Source organism: Kitasatospora sp. NPDC059327, assembly GCF_042752535.1.
GTDB lineage: Bacteria > Actinomycetota > Actinomycetes > Streptomycetales > Streptomycetaceae > Kitasatospora.
In genome coordinates, this window is sequence record NZ_JBHYYB010000040.1 from 1 (window position 1) to 17,933 (window position 17,933).

Sequence of the window (17,933 nt, forward strand, 5' to 3'; positions counted from 1 at the left end):
ACGCCAACTGACCACCAGGCACCCCGCCGCCCCCCGCCCCCCCCCGGGCGGGGCCGCGGGTCGGGGCGGCCCCCCCGTCGGGGTGGGGGGCGGGCGACCGGGCCGGGGGTCCCCCGCCCCCCGGCTCGTGGTCGTGCCGGGTGCCGGTCACGATCGGTCCAGGTGGTGCGGGGTGCGGCCCGCCCGATGCGGGGCGGGCGGGCCGACGGGTTCGGCCCTGGCCGGTCCGGCGGCGCGTCCGGGGTGCGCCGTACGGTCCGGCCGGGGCCGGCCGGGCGGGCGGGCGGCACGGGGGGCCGATCGTCCACCCGGGGTCTGCGGGGTGGTGCGGGTGGAGCTGTCCTGCGGTGGAGCGGGTGGTTCGGTCCGGATGAGCGGTGAGCCCGGGGGGTTTCGCTCACCGCTCATCCGGAGTTCCGGGGTTACCTCCTGGGAGAGGCGTCGGCGGGCTGTCCGGAGCGGTCGGGCTTCGGCACGACGCCGGGGAGCGTCGGCAGGGCGGTCGGCAGCGAGGGGGCCCCGGTCCGGCCGGTGCCGGTCCTCCCGTCGTCCTTCCTGCCGTCGTCCTTCTTCCCACCGTCGGTGCCGCCACCATCAGTGCCGCCGCCGTCGGTGCCACCGGCATCGGTGCCACCGGGGCGGGACGGCGGGGTGGCGCCCTGCGGTTCGTCCTTGTGCCGCAGGACGTCGCCGCAGTACGCCTCCACCTTCTCCGGGCCGCCCGCCGCCGTGACCAGCGCGCCGAACTGCGGGTCCGCGACCAGCAGGCGCGGGCGCTCGCCCTTGCCCTTCCGGTCGGTGTAGCCCTGGCAGAGGGCGATCAGGAGGGCTCTGGCCTGCAGCCCCCTGGTCTCCGCCGGGGCGAAGGGCGAGGGCCGGGCCCCCGGTGACGGCGGCACCGCCGCCGGGGTGGACGGCGCGGCGGAGGACGGCCCGCCGGAGGAGACGCCGGTGGACGGCCCGGCCGTGGCGGGCCCCGAGCCGGGCCGGCGCGCGGACGGGGTGCCGTCCGGCGTGCCCTCCGGCGCGGCGGAGGCGGCCGCCGGGGCGGAGGAGACGGTGGCGGGCGCCAGCAGCGGACGCCTCGGCTCCTCGGCACCACCGCCGAGCGGCGAGGGCAGATTGCCCGTGCCGGCGGCGACCGCCACCCCGCCGAGCGCGGTGGCGCCGAGCACGACGGCGACGGCCTTCGTACTGAAGGCCCTGGCCAGCGCGGCGGTTGCCATCGATCGTCTCCGGACGGGTGCGGGTACGGCGGGTACGGCGGGTTCAGCGGGGGCGGGCGCGAGACGGGCCTCCCGGAACGCGGCCAGGGCCGCCTCCTCCCCGGCCAGTTCGCCCGCCGTCGCCGGAGCGGCGGCAGCGGCCAGCACCCGGGCCACCTGCCCTTCCGGCCCGTTCTCGGGCAGGAGGGGCCGGACCGGCCCGGTGCGGGCGTCCGCTCCGGTGAGCGAGGCGTCCCGTCCGGCCGACGGTCCGCCCACGGCACCGCCGAGCAGGTGCTCGGCCGTGTCCTGGTCGATCCGGCGGGATCGGTTGGTGCTCATCTCATGTCCTTCAGCGTCGCGGCCCGGCGTTCTGTCACACCCTGCGGAGGAATTTCTTTTCCGGCCGGCCCGGCGGCTCTCGACCGGGTCGGCTGGGCCGGGATGCCCACCCCCGCCGGGAAGGACTGCTCCAGCAGCTTGGCGAGCCGGCGCAGCCCCCGGTGCGCGGCCATCCGGACGCTGCCCGACTTCTTGCCGAGCACCCGGGCGGCGCTCTCCGCGTCCAGCCCCATCACCACCCGCAGCAGGACGGCCTCGGCCTGGTCCGGCGGCAGCCGGGAGATCAGCGCCAGCGCGTCCGCCGTGCCGACGGCGGTCAGCGCCGAGCCCGCCGTGTCGTCCCCGGCGGCCAGCTCGGCCAGGTACTCGAACGGCAGGTCGGCGACCGGGCGGCGGCGCCGGGCCCGCAGGTGGTCCAGCGCGCGGTTGCGGGCGATGGTGGCGGCCCAGCCCCGGAAGCCGTCGCCGTCGCCGGAGAAGCCGCCCAGATCGCGGGCGATCTGCAGCCAGGCCTCGGAGGCGATGTCCTCGGCGTCCTGGACGTCCTCGGGCCGGCCGCCGACCAGCACCCGGAGGTAGCGGAGCAGACCCGGCTGGACGCTCCGGAACAGCAGCCGGAACGCCTCCTCGTCACCGCCCTGCGCCGCCCGCACGGCCTCCGACAGGTCGACGGGGGCGGGGGCCGCGACCCGGGACGGGGGTGGCGGCGAACCGGACGTCCGTGCCGCCGGACCGGATCGGCCGACGGGGTTGTCGGTGCCCGCTCCGGGGCGCTCTGCGTTCTGCACCCGCCACATCATGCGCCATGTGCGCCGCCCGCCCGACCCTCCGGGGTCCCCGGTGCGCGCTCCCGGGCTCCCGCACTCCCCCGCTCGCCGGCCACCGGCCGCGCCCTCCCGTTCCGCGGCGCGCCCCGGCGGGGGCGGCCGGGCAGCCGGGCCCGGTCGGGGCCCCGTAGGGCCGGTCCCGACCAAGGGCGCGGGGCGCCGGGCCCAAGGTCCCGCGGGCCGCTGCCCTTCGCCCGCGGCCCGGCCGGGCCCCGCCTGCGACCGTGGAAGAAGGGCACCGCGCTCCCGGACCGACCCCGCCGGTACCGCCCGCCCCCCATGGCCCGGCCGGGTCCGTGCCGGCCGGGCCCCACCCCGCCCACGGCTCCGTCCGGCACCGCCCGCGCCCACCCCGGCGCGCCGTGCCCCGCCGTGCCCGTCGGCGGACCGCCCCGCCGGAGGACCGTCGGCCGCCGCTGCCGCGCCCGGACCGGCCACCACGACCCGCGGGGCGCCACCCGCGCCCCGGTCACGACCCCGACGAGGGATGAGAACGCGATGACGACTGCCCACGAGCTCTACGCGAAGGGCCTGCGCGACCACCTCGCGCCCGCGCTGCGCGCCCTGGGCCTGCTCGGGTGGCGCCGGACGTTCAGCCTCCCCGACGGGACCCACTGGGCCCTGCTCGGCCTGGTCGAACAGGGCGGACCGGCCGGGCGCGGCGGCCGGCGCGGGGACGTCGTCCGGTCCGAGCCGGACGGGACCGCCACTGCCGGCCCGGTCCGCTACACCTTCGACCTCTCCCTCGTCCGCAAGGCGGACTGGGCGCTCGCCGCCTTCCCCGGCCCGCGCCCCGACCCGCGCGCCGTCTACGGCATCGAGATCTGGCGGGCCCGGATCGGCGAGGTGCTGCCCGTCGGCGAGGACGTCTGGTGGGAGGTGCTGCCCGGCCCGCGCTGGCGGGTCACCCTGGACGACTCGGTCGCCGCCGTCCGCCACTACGGCCTGCCCGAGCTGCTGCGCCGGGTCGACCGGGACCGCGCCGGCACCGGCGAGACCTATCTCGGCCCCGACGCGCTGGAACAGGTCAACGCCGTCCTGCTGGCCGCCTCGGTGGCCCGGATCCAGCGCGCCGAGCTGGTCGACAAGGAGCTCGTCCTGACCGGCGCCTGGACCAGGGCGGACGCCGTCGCGCGGACCGTCCTCCGGGGCGTCGCGCACGGGTTCCTCTCCGCCGGGGACGAGCGCTTCGGCGCGGTGCGCTGCCTGGACACCCTCGGCCGCGCGCTGTGGACCGTCGACCCGTCCACCGACTGAACCCGCGGGTCAGCGGCGCTGTCACGGTGCGCACCGTGACAGCTGTCATGCGGTTCCGGCAACGGACGACACTGCTCTGACGGAGGGTCGGCTCGGAACACTGGAGGCACGACGCGGGCACCGGCCCGAAGGTCGACCTCCACTCCGGGGAGCACCCGCCATGAGCCAGTCCCTCACCGCCGCCTCCACCACCACCACCGCTGCGGGGAACGCCAGCACGGTCGACGCCGCCGCCGAGGCCGCCGGCACCAAGGTCCCGAACCCGCTGGCCGCCACGCTCCGCCCGCTCGCCCTGGACGTCGCCGCCCCGCTGGCCGGCTACTACCTGCTGCACTCCGTCTTCGGGATGAGCGAGTTCGCCGCCCTCGCCTGGAGCGGCGTCATCCCGGCCGGCCGGACGGTCGTCGGGCTGGTCCGCGAACGGAAGCTCAACCTGTGGGCCTCGATGATGCTCGGCGTGAACCTGGTCGGCCTGGCGCTCACCACCGTGACCGGCGACGCCCGGCTGATGCTCGCCAAGGACGGCGCCCTCAGCGGCAGCATCGCGCTGGCGATCCTGGTCTCCGCGGTGCTCGGCCGGCCGATGATGTCCCCGATGCTGATGCCCTTCCTGACCAAGGGCGACCGGGCCCGCTCCGCCGCCTGGCAGCGGCTGGCGGACGGCCGGGCGGCCCGCTCGCGCTCCTTCCGCCGCTACGAGCGGCTGTTCTCGGGCATCTGGGGCACCGCCCTGCTGGCCGAGTGCGTCGCCCGGGTGGTCGGCGCCTTCACCCTGCCGGTGTCGACCATGGCCTGGCTGTCCACCGTGTTCCTGATCGGCGCGATCGGCGCCGGCTCGGTGCTCGGCCACTTCGCCGCCGACCCGATGGAGAAGCTGGTCCGCACCGAGGCCGCCGAGCCGACCGACCGCTGAAGCCGCCCCGCACCCTCACCGGCACCACCGGTACCACCGGCACCACCGGCACTACTGGCACCACTGGCCGGAACCGCACCACCCGACTCCCTGCTGACAACCGGTCGCACAGCCGGCGGAACCATCCGCCCGGCCCCGGAGTCCTCATATAACGAGGGGGTAACGGGCCCCCGGCGAGAAACGGGGAGCCTGATGAACCGGACGCACGCGCTGAGCACCACCGAGGACCGCACCCTGGTCTGGGACGGCTGCCTCAACGTCCGTGACCTCGGAGGCCTGCGCACCGGCGACGGCACCCGCACCGCCCACCGCGCCGTCGTCCGCGCCGACAACCTCGACCGCCTCACCGCCGAGGGCTGGGACACCCTCCTCGACCACGGCATACGCACCGTCGTCGACCTGCGCGACATCGACGAGTACCGCCCGCTCCTCCCGCTCCCCGAGGAGGTCGAGCTGATCCGCGTCCCGCTCGACGAACTCGCCGGACCCGCCTGGTGGGAGACGTACGGAGAGCTGGACGGCACCCCGCTCGCGCTCCGCCCCTACCTCGACCACTGCCCGCGCGCCGCCGCCGAACTGGTCGCCACCGTGGCGGGCGCCCGGCCCGGCGGACTGGTCGTGCACTGCGGCGCCGGCCGCGACCGCACCGGCCTCGCCGCCCTGCTGCTGCTCGCCCTCGCGGGCGTCGAGCCGTCCGAGATCGTCGCCGACTACCTGCTCAGCACGGCCAACGTCCGCCCGCTGTACGGCATGCTCGGCCTGCCGGACCAGTACCGCCGGATCGACGCGGTGCTCGCCGAGGCCGGCACCACCGCCGAGGCCGCCCTGTACGCCACCCTGGACGGCTTCGACCCGGCCGGGTACCTGCTCGCCGCCGGGGTCGACCCGGCGGACCTCGCCGCCGTCCGCGCCCGGCTGCTGGGGCCCCGACCGGCCGACGCCACCCGGGACTGACCGCCCGCCGGGTCCGCGCCGGCCGCGACCGGACCCGCCGACCACCCCGGCCCGCCGATCACCGGACCGGCCGACCACCCCGGCCCGCCGATCAGCAGGACCGGCGGATCAGCGGAGCCGGCCGACTACCAGAGCCGGTCGATCTCGCCGGGGTGCAGGGCGATCCGGCTGCCCGGGAAGTCCGCGCGGTACCGACGGCCGTGCTCGGTGAAGAACCCGGCCATCGTCACCTTGTCGAACCCGTCCTGGTCACTGGGGAACGGCAGTTCAGGCGTCCCGCCGACCAGCACCGCACCCGGCAGCAGCTCCCAGCCGGCACTCTCGTAGAAGTGCCGGAGCACGCGGTCGCAGGTGAAGAGGCCGAGGTCCGCGCCGCCCTCCGCGACGACGGCGCGGGCCGCCGTCACCAGCCGCCGCCCGTACCCGCGGCCGCGCTGCACCCGGTCGGTCACCACGGCGCTCAGCCCGCACGCCGCGTACGTCCGCCCCGCGTGGTCCAGCCGCTTGGAGAGCACGTCGAGCGCCGCGACCACCCGGCCGCCGTCCAGCAGCAGCATCGACACCGGGCGCAGCGCCGGGTCGTGCACCGGCGCGGTGGACGGCGCCGGTGGACCGGGCCAGGCCTGCTCCTGCAACTCGGCTACCTGGAGCTTGAGTTCGCCCGGCACCGCGGTCTCCGGCAACGTGACTATCCGCATGTCCCTCCCGGGGCCGCCTCCGCCGGGTCTGACAGACTCCGGGCGTGATCCTCCGAACCGCGACCCGCCAGGACCTGCCCGCCGTCATCGCGCTGCTCACCGACGAGGACGGGGTGACCGACCCCGCCACCGTCCAGGTCGACGAAGCCTACGCCCGCGCCTTCGCCGCCGTGGACACGGACGCACGCAACGAGTTGCTGGTGCTCGACGAGGGCGACGGCACCGTGCTCGGCTGCCTGCAGCTCACCTACATCCCCGGTCTCGGCCGGCACGGTGAGGAGCGCGCGCTGATCGAGGCGGTCCGGGTGCGCGCGGACCGCCGGGGGGCCGGTCTGGGGCGGGAGTTGCTCACCCTGGCCGTCGGGCGGGCCCGCGGGCGCGGCTGCGCCCTGGTCCAACTCACCAGCGACAAGCGCCGCACCGACGCGCACCGGTTCTACGCCTCGCTCGGCTTCGCACGCAGCCACGACGGGTTCAAGCTGCCGCTCTGAGACCGCCGGCCCCAGCCGCCACACCCCGACGGGGCGCGACCCCGCGCGGCACGGTAAATCGTTCGCGACCGCCCGACCCGGCGGAGATACTCGCGCCATGGTGCACTTCTCCGACTTCGACACGCGCAACTATCCGACCGTGGACGTGCGTACGGGCTACGCACAGTGGGTGGAGACCTACGAGACGACGGTCGAGGACGCCATGGACCTCGCCGTGCTGGACCGCCTGACGGCACCCGCCTGGGCGGAGGTGACCCGGGCGGCCGACCTCGGCTGCGGCACCGGCCGCACGGGCGCCTGGCTGCGCGGGAAGGCCGCCGACGGGCTGGTCCTGGACGGCGTGGACCTCACCCCCGAGATGCTGGCGGTGGCCGAGGGCAAGGCCGTCCACGACAGCCTCACCCAGGCCGACGTGGCCGCCACCGGACTGCCGGGCGGCGGCTACGACCTGGTGATCTCCTCGCTGATCGACGAGCACCTGGCGGACCTCGGCCCGCTCTACCGGGAGGCCTTCCGGCTGGCCCGGCCGGGCGGGCGCTGCGTCCTGGTCGGCCTGCACCCGTACTTCATCATGGCGGCCGGCATGCCGACCCACTTCACCAGTGCGGCCGGCGAGGACATCGCCATCACCACTCACATCCACCTGGTCTCCGACCACCTGAGCGCCGGGCTGGCGGCCGGCTGGCGACTGGTCGAGATGGCCGAGGCGGTCGTGGACGACGCCTGGATCGCCCTGAAGCCCAAGTGGGAGAAGTACCGCGGCCACCCGGTCTCGGCCGCGTACGTCTGGGAGAGGACCACCTGAGCGCCCGCGCGGGCTCCGGGATCACAACTCGCACCATCGTCAACCAATGATTGACGACCCGAGGGTCGACAACCTACGGTTGACGCATGGAGAATCCCGTCGTTCCCAAGACCACTCCCATGCGCCTCGACGACCTGATCGACGCGATCAAGAAGGTCCACACCGACGCGCTCGACCAGCTCTCCGACGCGGTCATCGCCGCCGACGCCCTCGGGGAGCTGGCCGACCACCTCATCGGCCACTTCGTCGACCAGGCCCGGCGGTCCGGCGCGTCCTGGACCGACATCGGCCGCAGCATGGGCGTCAGCAAGCAGGCCGCCCAGAAGCGCTTCGTCCCCAAGGACCCGGGCGCGCCCACGGACCTCGACCCGAGCCAGGGCTTCAGCCGCTTCACCGACCGGGCCCGGCACGTCGTGATGGCCTCCCAGGAGGAGGCCCGCACGGCCGGCAACGCCGAGATCGGCACCGTGCACCTGCTGCTCGGCCTGCTCGTCGAACCGGAGGGCCTGGGCGTCAAGGCGCTCGCCGCCCAGGGCATCGCCCCGCAGGCCGTCCGGGACGCCTCGGCCGCCGCCCTGCCGGCCGCCGTCGCGGAGGTGCCCGGCCTGATCCCCTACGACACCGAGGGCAAGAAGGTACTGGAGCTGACCTTCCGGGAGGCGCTCAAGCTGGGCCACAACTACGTCGGCACCGAGCACATCCTGCTGGCGCTGCTGGAACAGGCGAACGGCACCGGCCCGCTGGCCGACCTCGGCGTGGACAAGACCGAGGTCGAGACCTTCACCTCGGAGGCCGTGGCGGCCTTCATCGCCGCGAGTGCCGCCTCGCCGGAGTGAGCCCGCCCGGTCGTGGGGGGGGGGGGCGGGGGGGGGCGCCCCCCGCGCACAGCCCACCCGCCCGGCGAGGGAGCCCGCGCGCCCCCCCCCCCGCGCCCCCCCGCCCCGCCCCCCCCCCCCCCCCCACCGCTCAGAAACCCGACACGTGGGTGGAGACGAACCGCACCCGCCCGTCGGCGGCCGCCTCCAGCGCCGCCCGGAGCCGCAACGAACGGGCCGGGCCCAGGAGTTCGAGCGCCTCCTGGTCGGTCGCCCAACGGTGGTCGTCCAGCTCGCCGGCCGGGAGGACCACGGGGGTGTCGTCCGGGACGGTGCCGAAGTCGAACAGGAAGTGCTCGGCCGGGTGGTCGAGTTCACCGGAGGGGTGGGTCCAGGAGACGGCGAGCAGCTCGCCGGCCCGGCGCACCAGCCCGGTCTCCTCGGTCAGCTCCCGCTCGGCGCACTCGACCGGGCCCTCACCGAGATCGATCGTGCCGCCCGGGAACTGCCAGTGCTCCCGGTACCCGGCCTTCACGATCAGGATCCGGCCGGACGCGTCCCGCAGCACACAGCCGGCGGCGGCGTAGACCCGCGGCAGCGACGCCAGCCAGTCCTCTCGTGACTTCAACGGCTCAGCCGGCACAGCGGGCCTCCTACGGCTCGGGGATCTCCGCACCCACTCTGCCACCACCCCCGGTCCCGGGCACCGGACCCCGCCCGGTCCGGGCCCGCCCGACCGGTGGAGCGGGCGGGGTCCGGAGCGGGCGGGGTCCGGAGCGGGCGGGCGGTCAGGCCTGCGCCGACAGGTGCTCGACCAGGCGGTCGAAGCTGGAGTTGAGGCCCGCCTCCGCCTCCGGACCGCAGTACATCGCCGGCACGTCGGTCTGGTGCAGGACGGCCCTGGTCCGGCCGTCGCCGAGGTCCGTCAGGGTCAGGGTGGAGCGCAGCCCGACGCTGTCCTCCTTGAAGGCCAGCAGCTCGCCCGGCCGGATGTCGGTGATCTCGCCCGACACCGGGTAGCGGTCCCCGGTGGCCTCGATGACCATCGTGCTGTCGTAGCGCCCGCCGACCTTCGGCTCGATGGTCACGGTGTCCAGCGGGACGTGGGTGCCGACCGGGCCCCAGAAGCGGACGAACTGCTCGGGCTCGGTGTACGCCCGGAAGACCACCGCCGGGGCGGCGGGCAGCTCGCGGGTGATGGTCAGCTCGCCGAGGTTCTCGGTCATGGGGGTGTCCTCCGTGCTCGCGGTGCGGTGTGTTGCCTTTACAGAGGGGTAGACCGGGGCCGGCCGTGAAACTCATCGCTCCACCGGGAAGTTTTTCGAGAATCTTTTCGGGGCACCCGCGGCGAACTTCGCCGCAGGCCGATGAGCCGGGGCCGCCGAACCGGTCTGCCCTGTATGAACACCGACCTGAACCCCGACCCGCACACCGGGCTGAACACCGGGCTGAACACCCCGCCGGGCACCCCGCCGGACGCGCCTCGGGGGCCGGCCACCGGCCCGGCGCTGACCTGCGACCTCCGTGCCCTCACCAACCCCGACCTGGCCGTCGTCGACGCCCTCGCCCGGCTACGGCTCGCCGCCGGCCGCCACGGCGTACGGGTGGTACTGAAGAACGCGAGCAGCCCCCTGCGGGAGCTGCTCGCGTTCACCGGCCTGGCCGGCGTGCTGCCGGTCGAAGGGGCGCTACCCGTCCAGCCGGGGCGGGAGGCCGAACAGCGGGAAGAGGGTGTCGGTGTCCAGGAAGTTGGTGAGACCGGTGATCCGGCCCGCTGACACCTCCAGCACGATCAGCGCCCACGGCTCGTGCCCACCCGCCGGGCTCGGCCGGTACTGCCCGAACGCCGGGCTGCCGTTGGCCTCGACGGGGACGAGCCGCGAGCCCCGGCAGCCGTGGCCCGGGCCGAGCATCCATTCCCGGATGTCGGCGTGCCCGGTCAGCCACAGCGCGAACGGCGGCATGTTGAGCGTGACGTCCTCGTGCAGCAACGCGGCCAGCCCGTCCATGTCGTACGCCTCGAAGGCGGTGACGTAGCGGGCCAGCAGCGCGCGGTGGTCCTCGTCCAGCGCGGGCGCCGGGCGGGTGGCCGAGGCGTCCGCCGCGAGCACCGCCCGGGCCCGCTGGAGCGCGCTGTTGACGGAGGCGACGGTGACCCCGAGCAGCTCGGCGACCTCGGCCGCCTTCCAGCCCAGCACCTCCCGCAGGACGAGCACGGCCCGCTGCCGGGGCGCGAGCCGCTGCAGCATCGCCACGAAGGCCAGCCGCACGGAATCGCGCTGGGCGGCCACCTCGGCCGGGTCCCCCGTCTCGGGCAGGATCCGGCCGTCCGGCGCCGGCCCGATCCACGTCACCTCGGGCAACTGCGCGTCGGTGGCGGTGGCCACCGTGGACGGCCCGGCCAGGTCCATCGGGCGGGCCCGGCCGTTGCGGCCGTTCAGCGCGTCCAGGCAGACGTTGGTGGCGATCCGGTACAGCCAGGAGCGCAGCGCGGCCCGGCCCTCGAAGCCCTGGTGGCCGCGCCAGGCGCGGACCATCGTCTCCTGCACCGCGTCCTCGGCCTCGAAGACCGAGCCGAGCATCCGGTAGCAGTAGCCGGTCAGTTCCGTCCGGTGCCGCTCCAACTGCAGCTCGACCGGCTCGTCCGTCATCAGGTCGGCCATCGCGCGCCCCCGTGTCCTCGGATCACCAATGATCACCAGGAACGTACCGCAGGGCACTGACAACCGGTCACCCGCTCGTGGGGTACGCCTGGCCCGAACCGAAGGAGGTGGTCACGATCTGCCACACCTTCGGGAACTCGGCGCCGGAGATGCCGGTCGGGTTGAGCGAGTAGACCACCTTGCGGCCGAGATCCTTGGTGGCGAAGAAACCGTTGGTGAACCCGGGCCGGGAGCCGGTCTTGCCCCAGACCTGGGTGCCGTTGGGCAGGGTGGCGCTCATCAGGCCCTTGCTGAAGCAGGCGCGGCCGGCGGTCGGGCCGATCTCGCAGTTCTTGTTGCGGACGTTGGGGACGTCCGGCACGTCGAACAGCTCGGCCTGCTGGGCGGGCGGCAGCAGCCGGCCGCGCAGCAGCGCCGTCATGAAGCGGTCCAGGTCGGCGGCGGTGGAGATCATGCCGCCCTCCGCCCACGGCCAGGGGCTCTGCTCGGTCACGTCCACCCGCCGCCGGACGCCGTCCGGGCCGGTGACGTCCAGCGCGGCCGGCGCGTGCGGGCCGGGCAGGGCGAGGTCGTCGCGGTCCGGGACGACGGTGTCGCGCAGGCCGAGCGGGCGGGCGATCCTGGTCTGCACCTCGCGGGCGAAGGAGCGGCCGGTGACCTTCTCGACCAGCATCCCGGCGATGAAGGTGTTGATGCCGTTGTACTGCTGCGCGGTGCCCGGCGCGAAGCCCATCGGCTGCGCGACCGCGTCCGCGACCACCTGGGCGGGCGTCCAGGAGTCGGCCTTGTGCGCGGCGAACCAGCTCTCCGTGCCGTCCCCGGAGGTCAGGCCGCCGCCGCCCGGCAGACCGCTGGTGTGATCGAGCAACTGGCCCACGGTGACCGGCGGGTAGGACGCCGGCAGCAGCCCCGGCAGATAGTGCTGGACGGTGCCGTCCAGGTCGAGCCGCCGCTCGGCCGCCAGTTGGAGCACCACGGTCGCGGTGAACACCTTGGAGACGCTGCCGATCCGGAACCGGGCGTCCGCCGGCACCCCGGCCCCCGCCGTGCCGGACCAGCGCCCGCCCCGACTGTCGACCCGGACCAGCGCGCCGGTGATGCCCTCGCTCGGCAGGTCCGCGAGCGTCCGAGCCAGCGCCGCCCCGTCCGGTGCGCCGACCGGCCGGACGGCGGCCGAACCCGCGCCCGCGGTCGGCCGGTCGGCCGCCAGGGCCGGCGTCGTCGCGGCGGCGACACCGGCCACCAGCAGGGCGCCGGAAACGACGACGGTGCTCCAACGGCGTTCGCGTACAGGGGTGTTCATCGGATCGCTCTCCAACGGTGGCTCGTCCGGCAGGTGACGCTCTGTCCGGAATCGAGTCTGTGGGAGCCGGGCCCGGCGGCCATCCGGGACCGTCCCCCACCGGCCCCGGAGTCGACCCCGAGACACCCCCGGGGCCGCCACCGGGCACACCTCAGGGGGCGGGCGCCGATCACGGCGCCCGCCCCCTGACGAAGGGCGACCCCCTCAGTGCGCGGAGTGCTTCTCCGCGCCCCGGTGGCGGTGTCCCTTGAGTTCGGCGTGCATCGCGGGGGCGGCGTGCGCGGACGCCGTCGCGGCGCCCTGCCCGCCGTGCCGGAACGCCCCGCCGGAGCCGGGCCCGGCAGCGGCGGCGGGTGGGGCGTGGGTGCCGAGCTGCGGGGCGATGGGCCTGGGGCTCATGGCCATGCCCCGGCGCTCCAGCAGTTCCTGGGTGCCCCGGCGGAGCTTGTCGGTACTGCCCGGTGTGCGCGTGGTCATCGTCGACCTCCCTTCGGCGGTCACCGGCCGGCCACGGGGCGTCGGCCGGGAGGACCGCACGGGCGTTATGTCCGCAATTCGGCAGGATTACACCTGCCTGCGGCCGGAGACGCCGGGTCGCGACGGAGGCCGGCGATCAGGGTGCGCGCCGCCGGGACCCCGGCGAGGTTCAGCCCATCACCTCGTGGACGAAGCACCAGCGCCAGTCCTCCCCCGGCTCGTACGAGCGGATCACCGGGTGGGAACTGTTGTGGAAGTGCGCGGTGGCGTGCTTCCGCGGCGAGAAGTCGCAACAGCCGATATGGCCGCAGTCCAGGCAGAGCCGCAGGTGCACCCAGTCCCGACGGCCCTCGGCCAGGCAGTCGGCGCAGCCGTCGGTGGGCGGCAGGGGGGCGATCTCCTGGGGTGCCGCGGTGAGGTCTTCGCACGCGCTCATGCACGCAGAGTAGTGACGGCCGCCCCGGCCGGACGCCCAAGACACGCCCGGTCACCCCGGGCCGGAGCCCCGGCACCCCGGCCCGATCGCCACCGGCCCGATCGCCACCGCTCCGGAGCCCCGGCGCCCCGGACCGGTCCGCGCGGGCTCACTCCGCGGCGACCGGCACCCCCGGGGCCGTCCGGCTCGTGAGCGTCGCGAGCTTCCGCGCGGTCGGCGAGCCCGGCGCGGCGGTGTAGGTGACCAGCGTCTGCTCGGCGCAGCCGTTGACGCCCAGGGTCTCGTAGCCGAAGTCGAGTTCGCCGACCAGCGGATGGCGGATCAGCTTGACCCCGTGGGTCTTCTGCCGCACCTGGTGGTCCGCCCAGAGCCGGCCGAACTCCTCGCTGCGCACGGACAGTTCACCCACCAGCGCGGCCAGCTCGGGGTCCTCCGGGTGCCGGCCCGCGTCCAGCCGCAGATAGGCCACCGTCTCGGCCGCGACCGCCTCCCAGCGCGGGTAGAACGCGCGCGCCGCCGGATCGAGGAAGGTGTGCCGGGCGGCGTTGCGCAGCTCCGGCGGGGCGGCGGAGAAGCCCTGCACCGCGTCGCCGAGGGCGTTCCAGGCGAGCACGTCCATCCGGCGCCCGAGCACGAAGGCCGGCACCCCGGTCATCAGGTCCAGCAGCAGCCGGGTGCCCTCCCGGATCGGCCGGCCACCGCGCGCCGCGGCGGCCGGACCGGGCGGACGGGCCAGCGCGCGCAGGTGCGCGGCCTCCACCTCGTCCAGCCGCAGCACCCGGGCCACCGCGCCCAGCACCGCGTCGGAGGCGCTGCCGCCCCGGCCCTGCTCCAGCCTGATGTAGTAGTCGACGCTGACCCCGGCGAGCAGCGCGACCTCCTCGCGGCGCAGGCCCTGCACCCGGCGGCGGCCGTGCGAGGGCAGACCCACCTCCTCGGGCCGGATCCGGGCCCGGCGCGAGCGGAGGAAGTCCCCCACGGTGTTCTCCATCCCCGCAGCGTAGTCCCGGGTCCGCCGCCCGAGGGTGGTACCGGTGTTCCCAGGAACGGCCGTCCCGGGAAGTCCCTTCCCCGGCAGCCCTTTCCCAGGACATCCGCGGCCCTGGATGGCCCGCGCGGACCCGCGCAGAGTGGTCCCGTCAGCCCGACCGCACGGACCACGAAGGCAGAACCCCATGAGCTACGCAGCCCTCGCCACCCGCACCGCCGTCGTCACCGGAGCCGCCAGCGGCATCGGCGCGGCCACCGCCCGGCTGCTCGCCGCCGGCGGCGCCCGGGTCGCCCTGCTGGCCCGCCGGACGGAGCGGCTGGACGCGCTGACCGCCGAGATCGCGGCAGCCGGCGGCCAGGCACTCGCCGTCACCACCGACCTCACCGACCAGGCCTCGGTGGACGCCGCCGTCAAGACCGTCCACGTCGCCTACGGCGCGGTCGACCTGGTCGTCAACAACGCGGGCGTGATGCTGCCCAACCCCGTCGCCGACGGCCGGCTCGACGAGTGGACCCGCATGATCGACACCAACCTGACCGGTGTGCTGCGGATCGTCCGCGCCTTCACCCCCGACCTCACCGCCGCCGCCGGCGAGGGGCGCACCGCCGACCTCGTGAACATCTCCTCGATCGCCTCGCACGTGCTCTTCCCCGACTACGCCGTGTACGGGGCCACCAAGGCCGCCGTCACCCAGCTCTCCGGCGCGCTCCGCACCGAGCTCGGCCCGCGCGACGTCCGGGTCAGCGCCATCGAGCCCGGACTGACCGAGACCGAGCTGAGCGGACACGTCGAGAACCCGGTGCTGCGCGAGCAGCTGGACGGGATGTTCGCCGCGATCCCGGCGATGACCGCCGAGGACATCGCCGACCTGATCGCCTACACCGTCACCCGGCCCCGCCACGTCAACCTGCGCCACCTGGTCGCCCTGCCGACCCGCCAGGCCTGAGCCGCGGCGGCCCCGCCCCGGGTTCCCCCACGGGCCGGCGAGCCGCCATGGGAGCATGCCAACCGTGGCGATCGTGGCGGGGAGTACGGACAGCGACACCGGCGGTGCCCGGGCGGACGGCCCGCCCGGGCCCGCCGGCGCACCCGGACCGGGCGGGTCACCGGCGCCCGGCGGGACGACCGCGGCGACCGGGGTGACCGGGGTGACCGGCGCCCCCGGCCCGGCCACCGCACCCGGCTCGGCCGGATCCGCCCTCCCGCCGGACATACCGGCGCCCCGGCCCGGCCCACCCGGCCCGGCCCCCACCGGCCGGGTCCGCCAACCGGTGGCCCTGATCCGGCTGCTCGTCGGCCTCGCCGCGATCACGCTGACCCTGCTGCTCGCCGACTACGCCCGCGCCACCACCAGCGGCATCGCCGCCGACGTCGCCCAGCTCGCCCGGCTGGTGCCGCGCCCGCTGGCCGCGATCGCGGGCGGACTCTCCACCGCCGCCCTGCTGCTGGTACCGGTCTGGTCGGCGGTCCGCCGGCTGCTCTCCGCGGTGCCCGAGCGGCGGCGCGTCCTCCAACACCTCTCCGACGGCCTGCTGGCCGCCGTCCTCGCCTACGGGGCCTCCGTCGCCGTCGACCTCGGGGTCGACGAGCTCGCCCCCGCCTCACTGATCGCCGCCCTCACCCAGCCGCTGCCGGGCCACGACCTCGCCCACACCGAACCGGTCTACGGCTACCTCGCCCCCGTGCTCGCCTTCCTGACCGCCTCCGCCGCCCGCGAGCACAAGGTCCCCCGGATCGTCCTGTCCGTGTCCGCCCTCGCCGGGCTGGCCGCCGGCTACGCCACACCGACCGCCCTGCTGCTCGGCCTGCTGATCGGCTGGACGGCCGCCCACGGCACCCTCTACGCCGTCGGCACCCCCGACCCCCGGCCGCGGCCCGCCGAACTCCTGCAGAGCCTGCGCGAGGCGGGCCTGCGCCCCGTCGCCGCCCACCCCGCCGGGCCCGACCGCTACCTGGTCCGCCAGGAGGGCGGGCACCCCGACCTCGACGTCCAGCTGCTCGACCGGCAGGCCGTCACCGCCGCCCTGGTCCAGCGCGCCTGGCGCCGGCTGCGGCTGCGCACCGCCCCGCACCCCCGCGCCCTGCGCTCGCTGCGCACCGGGCTGGAACACGAGGCCCTGGTCTCCTACGCCGCCGTCGCCGCCGGCGTCCGCACCCGCCGGATCGCCGCCACCGCCGGGCTCGGCCGCGACAACGCCCTGGTCGCGTACGAGTACCTGCCCGGCCGCACCCTGGACCAGCTCGCCGACGACGAGCTGACCGACCGGCTGCTCACCGACGCCTGGTCCCAGCTCGCCCTGCTCCAGCGGCGGGAGATCTCGCACCGGGCCCTCGTCCCCTCCTCGATCCTGGTCGACCGGGCCGGCGCGGTGCACGTGGTGGACCTCGCGGACGGCGACATCGCGGCCAGCGAGCTGGTGCTGCGCTGCGACATCGCCCAGCTGCTCACCACCCTCGCCCTGCGGGTCGGCGCCGAGCGGTCGGTGCGCACCGCGGTCGCGGTCCTCGGCCCGGACGTCGTCGGCGCGGCCCTCCCGCTCCTGCAGCCGATCGCCCTCGCGCGCTCCACCCGGACCGCCCTCAAGCAGGCCGCCCGGGCCCACTGCGCCGCCCTCGCCCCGGCCGGCGGGACGGGCCCCGGCGGTTCCCACGCCCCCGCCCGGCCGGCCGCTCCGCCGCCCGGCGAGCTGCTGGACGCCATCCGGGCCGAGGTCCTGCGGACCCGGCCGCAGGCCCCCGTCCGGGCGGTCAAGGTGGAGCGCCTGCGGCCCCGGACCCTGCTGGCGGTGGGCGGCGGGGTGGTCGCCGGCTGGCTGCTGCTGCCGCAGCTCTTCGCGTCCGAGCAGAACCCGATCGCCGCCGTGGGCGACGCCGACCCGCTCTGGCTGGCCCTCGCCGTCCTGGCCGCGGCCACCAGCCACGTCACCGCCGCGATGGGCTTCGTCGGCTTCGTCCCCGAGCGGCTGAACTTCCGCCACGCCGTACTCGCCCAGCTGGCCGGCTCCTTCGTGAAGCTGGTCTCACCGGGCGGCGTGGGCGGGGTGGCCCTCAACACCCGGTTCCTCCAGCGGTCCGGCATCCCGACGGCCCAGGCGCTGTCCAGCGTCGGCGTGGGCCAGCTCTTCGGACTGGTGCTGCACCTGCTCCAGCTCGGCGCCTTCGTCTACCTGCTGGACACCGAACCCGGCGGCTCCGAGCTGGACGCGCTGCCCGCCGTGGTGAGCGGCCTGGCCGGGGCGGCGGTGCTGCTGGCCGGGGTCTCCGCCGTGCCGCCGGCCCGCCGCTGGCTGGCCGCCCGGCTGCGGCCGCTGACCTCCGAGGTGCTGCCCCGGCTGCTGGAGCTGCTGCGCAGCCCCGGACGGCTGGCCGTCGGCGTGGCCGGACAGCTGCTGGTCTCGCTCTGCCTGGTCGCCTGCCTGTACTGCTGCGTCCGGGCGGTCGGCCGGGAGCCGGCCTTCGCCTCGGTGGCGGTGGTCTTCCTGATCGGCAACGCGGTCGGCAACGCGGCGCCGACCCCGGGCGGGGCCGGCGCCGTGGACAGCGCCCTGGTGACGCTGCTGGAGCACACCGCGTCGATGGAGGAGGGCGGGGCGCTGGCGGCCGTCGCGCTCTTCCGGCTGCTCACCCTGGTACTGCCGGTGCTGCCGGGCTGGGGGGCCTTCGCCTGGCTGCAGCGGCGCGGGGCGCTGTGACCGCCCGGGCGCTCCGCTCCTCGCGGCGCCCCTCGCGGCCCTCCGCGCGGCCCTTCGCGCGGCC

Annotated in this window: 19 protein-coding genes; 9 read left to right on the forward strand and 10 right to left on the reverse strand. The window is 76.1% G+C overall.

The window, feature by feature from the left end:
- Nucleotides 1-422: 422 nt before the first annotated feature.
- Together ACFXHB_RS23630 and ACFXHB_RS23635 are read right to left on the reverse strand one after the other, a co-directional pair.
- Nucleotides 423-1,547 carry a hypothetical protein gene (locus tag ACFXHB_RS23630; RefSeq protein ID WP_380576585.1) on the reverse strand — a complete coding sequence of 375 codons (1,125 nt, stop codon included), beginning with the start codon at nt 1,545-1,547 and terminating at the stop codon, nt 423-425.
- Nucleotides 1,544-2,344 (reverse strand): RNA polymerase sigma factor, encoded by an 801-nt coding sequence (locus ACFXHB_RS23635; protein WP_380576642.1) that lies wholly within the window; start codon nt 2,342-2,344, stop codon nt 1,544-1,546. The genes ACFXHB_RS23630 and ACFXHB_RS23635 overlap by 4 nt, the downstream gene beginning before the upstream one ends.
- 528 nt (nt 2,345-2,872) lie before the next feature.
- On the opposite strand from ACFXHB_RS23635, the gene ACFXHB_RS23640 reads away from it, so the two are divergent.
- The 3 genes from ACFXHB_RS23640 to ACFXHB_RS23650 all read left to right on the forward strand — a co-directional run bounded on the left by ACFXHB_RS23640 (nt 2,873) and on the right by ACFXHB_RS23650 (nt 5,498).
- Nucleotides 2,873-3,631 carry a hypothetical protein gene (locus tag ACFXHB_RS23640; RefSeq protein WP_380576586.1) on the forward strand — a complete coding sequence of 253 codons (759 nt, stop codon included), beginning with the start codon at nt 2,873-2,875 and terminating at the stop codon, nt 3,629-3,631.
- Nucleotides 3,632-3,791: 160 nt separating this feature from the next.
- A complete protein-coding gene (locus tag ACFXHB_RS23645) occupies nt 3,792-4,544 on the forward strand; it encodes a VC0807 family protein (RefSeq protein WP_380576587.1) in 753 nt (250 codons plus the stop codon).
- A gap of 192 nt (nt 4,545-4,736) precedes the next feature.
- Nucleotides 4,737-5,498: a tyrosine-protein phosphatase gene (locus ACFXHB_RS23650; protein WP_380576588.1), complete on the forward strand. Its 762-nt coding sequence runs from the start codon at nt 4,737-4,739 to the stop codon at nt 5,496-5,498.
- A gap of 125 nt (nt 5,499-5,623) precedes the next feature.
- On the opposite strand, the gene ACFXHB_RS23655 is transcribed toward ACFXHB_RS23650, so the two are convergent.
- Entirely contained in the window at nt 5,624-6,196 is a 573-nt protein-coding gene (locus tag ACFXHB_RS23655) for a GNAT family N-acetyltransferase (RefSeq protein ID WP_380576589.1), read from the reverse strand.
- A gap of 44 nt (nt 6,197-6,240) precedes the next feature.
- Here ACFXHB_RS23655 and ACFXHB_RS23660 point away from each other — a divergent pair, with 44 nt between their 5' ends.
- From ACFXHB_RS23660 to ACFXHB_RS23670, 3 genes are all read left to right on the forward strand, one after another.
- Nucleotides 6,241-6,687: a GNAT family N-acetyltransferase gene (locus ACFXHB_RS23660; protein ID WP_380576590.1), complete on the forward strand. Its 447-nt coding sequence runs from the start codon at nt 6,241-6,243 to the stop codon at nt 6,685-6,687.
- A gap of 97 nt (nt 6,688-6,784) precedes the next feature.
- A complete protein-coding gene (locus ACFXHB_RS23665) occupies nt 6,785-7,492 on the forward strand; it encodes a class I SAM-dependent DNA methyltransferase (RefSeq protein ID WP_380576591.1) in 708 nt (235 codons plus the stop codon).
- A gap of 86 nt (nt 7,493-7,578) precedes the next feature.
- Complete coding sequence (locus ACFXHB_RS23670; RefSeq protein ID WP_380576592.1) at nt 7,579-8,328, forward strand: Clp protease N-terminal domain-containing protein; 750 nt, start codon at nt 7,579-7,581, stop codon at nt 8,326-8,328.
- A gap of 130 nt (nt 8,329-8,458) precedes the next feature.
- Here ACFXHB_RS23670 and ACFXHB_RS23675 read toward each other — a convergent pair whose 3' ends face one another.
- Nucleotides 8,459-8,950 (reverse strand): NUDIX domain-containing protein, encoded by a 492-nt coding sequence (locus ACFXHB_RS23675; RefSeq protein ID WP_380576593.1) that lies wholly within the window; start codon nt 8,948-8,950, stop codon nt 8,459-8,461.
- Between the two features lie 145 nt (nt 8,951-9,095).
- On the reverse strand, nt 9,096-9,533 hold the full coding sequence (locus ACFXHB_RS23680; RefSeq protein WP_380576594.1) for an SRPBCC domain-containing protein: 438 nt from the start codon (nt 9,531-9,533) through the stop codon (nt 9,096-9,098).
- A 174-nt stretch (nt 9,534-9,707) separates the two neighbouring features.
- Here ACFXHB_RS23680 and ACFXHB_RS23685 point away from each other — a divergent pair, with 174 nt between their 5' ends.
- Nucleotides 9,708-10,085 (forward strand): STAS domain-containing protein, encoded by a 378-nt coding sequence (locus ACFXHB_RS23685; protein ID WP_380576595.1) that lies wholly within the window; start codon nt 9,708-9,710, stop codon nt 10,083-10,085.
- On the opposite strand, the gene ACFXHB_RS23690 is transcribed toward ACFXHB_RS23685, so the two are convergent.
- The 5 genes from ACFXHB_RS23690 to ACFXHB_RS23710 form a co-directional block, all read right to left on the reverse strand.
- Nucleotides 9,996-10,970: a sigma-70 family RNA polymerase sigma factor gene (locus ACFXHB_RS23690; RefSeq protein ID WP_380576596.1), complete on the reverse strand. Its 975-nt coding sequence runs from the start codon at nt 10,968-10,970 to the stop codon at nt 9,996-9,998. The two genes, ACFXHB_RS23685 and ACFXHB_RS23690, sit on opposite strands and share 90 nt — an antisense overlap.
- Nucleotides 10,971-11,037: 67 nt before the next feature.
- Nucleotides 11,038-12,273, reverse strand: a complete 1,236-nt coding sequence (locus ACFXHB_RS23695) for a serine hydrolase domain-containing protein (protein ID WP_380576597.1) — start codon at nt 12,271-12,273, stop codon at nt 11,038-11,040.
- Nucleotides 12,274-12,477: 204 nt separating this feature from the next.
- Entirely contained in the window at nt 12,478-12,750 is a 273-nt protein-coding gene (locus ACFXHB_RS23700) for a hypothetical protein (protein WP_380576598.1), read from the reverse strand.
- A gap of 169 nt (nt 12,751-12,919) precedes the next feature.
- Nucleotides 12,920-13,186, reverse strand: a complete 267-nt coding sequence (locus tag ACFXHB_RS23705) for a UBP-type zinc finger domain-containing protein (protein ID WP_380576599.1) — start codon at nt 13,184-13,186, stop codon at nt 12,920-12,922.
- A 148-nt stretch (nt 13,187-13,334) separates the two neighbouring features.
- Nucleotides 13,335-14,177, reverse strand: a complete 843-nt coding sequence (locus ACFXHB_RS23710; RefSeq protein WP_380576600.1) for a helix-turn-helix transcriptional regulator — start codon at nt 14,175-14,177, stop codon at nt 13,335-13,337.
- Between the two features lie 184 nt (nt 14,178-14,361).
- On the opposite strand from ACFXHB_RS23710, the gene ACFXHB_RS23715 reads away from it, so the two are divergent.
- Both ACFXHB_RS23715 and ACFXHB_RS23720 read left to right on the forward strand, forming a co-directional pair.
- A complete protein-coding gene (locus ACFXHB_RS23715; RefSeq protein ID WP_380576601.1) occupies nt 14,362-15,123 on the forward strand; it encodes an SDR family oxidoreductase in 762 nt (253 codons plus the stop codon).
- 55 nt (nt 15,124-15,178) lie between these two features.
- Entirely contained in the window at nt 15,179-17,869 is a 2,691-nt protein-coding gene (locus ACFXHB_RS23720) for a lysylphosphatidylglycerol synthase domain-containing protein (RefSeq protein WP_380576602.1), read from the forward strand.
- The last annotated feature ends 64 nt before the right edge of the window (nt 17,870-17,933 follow it).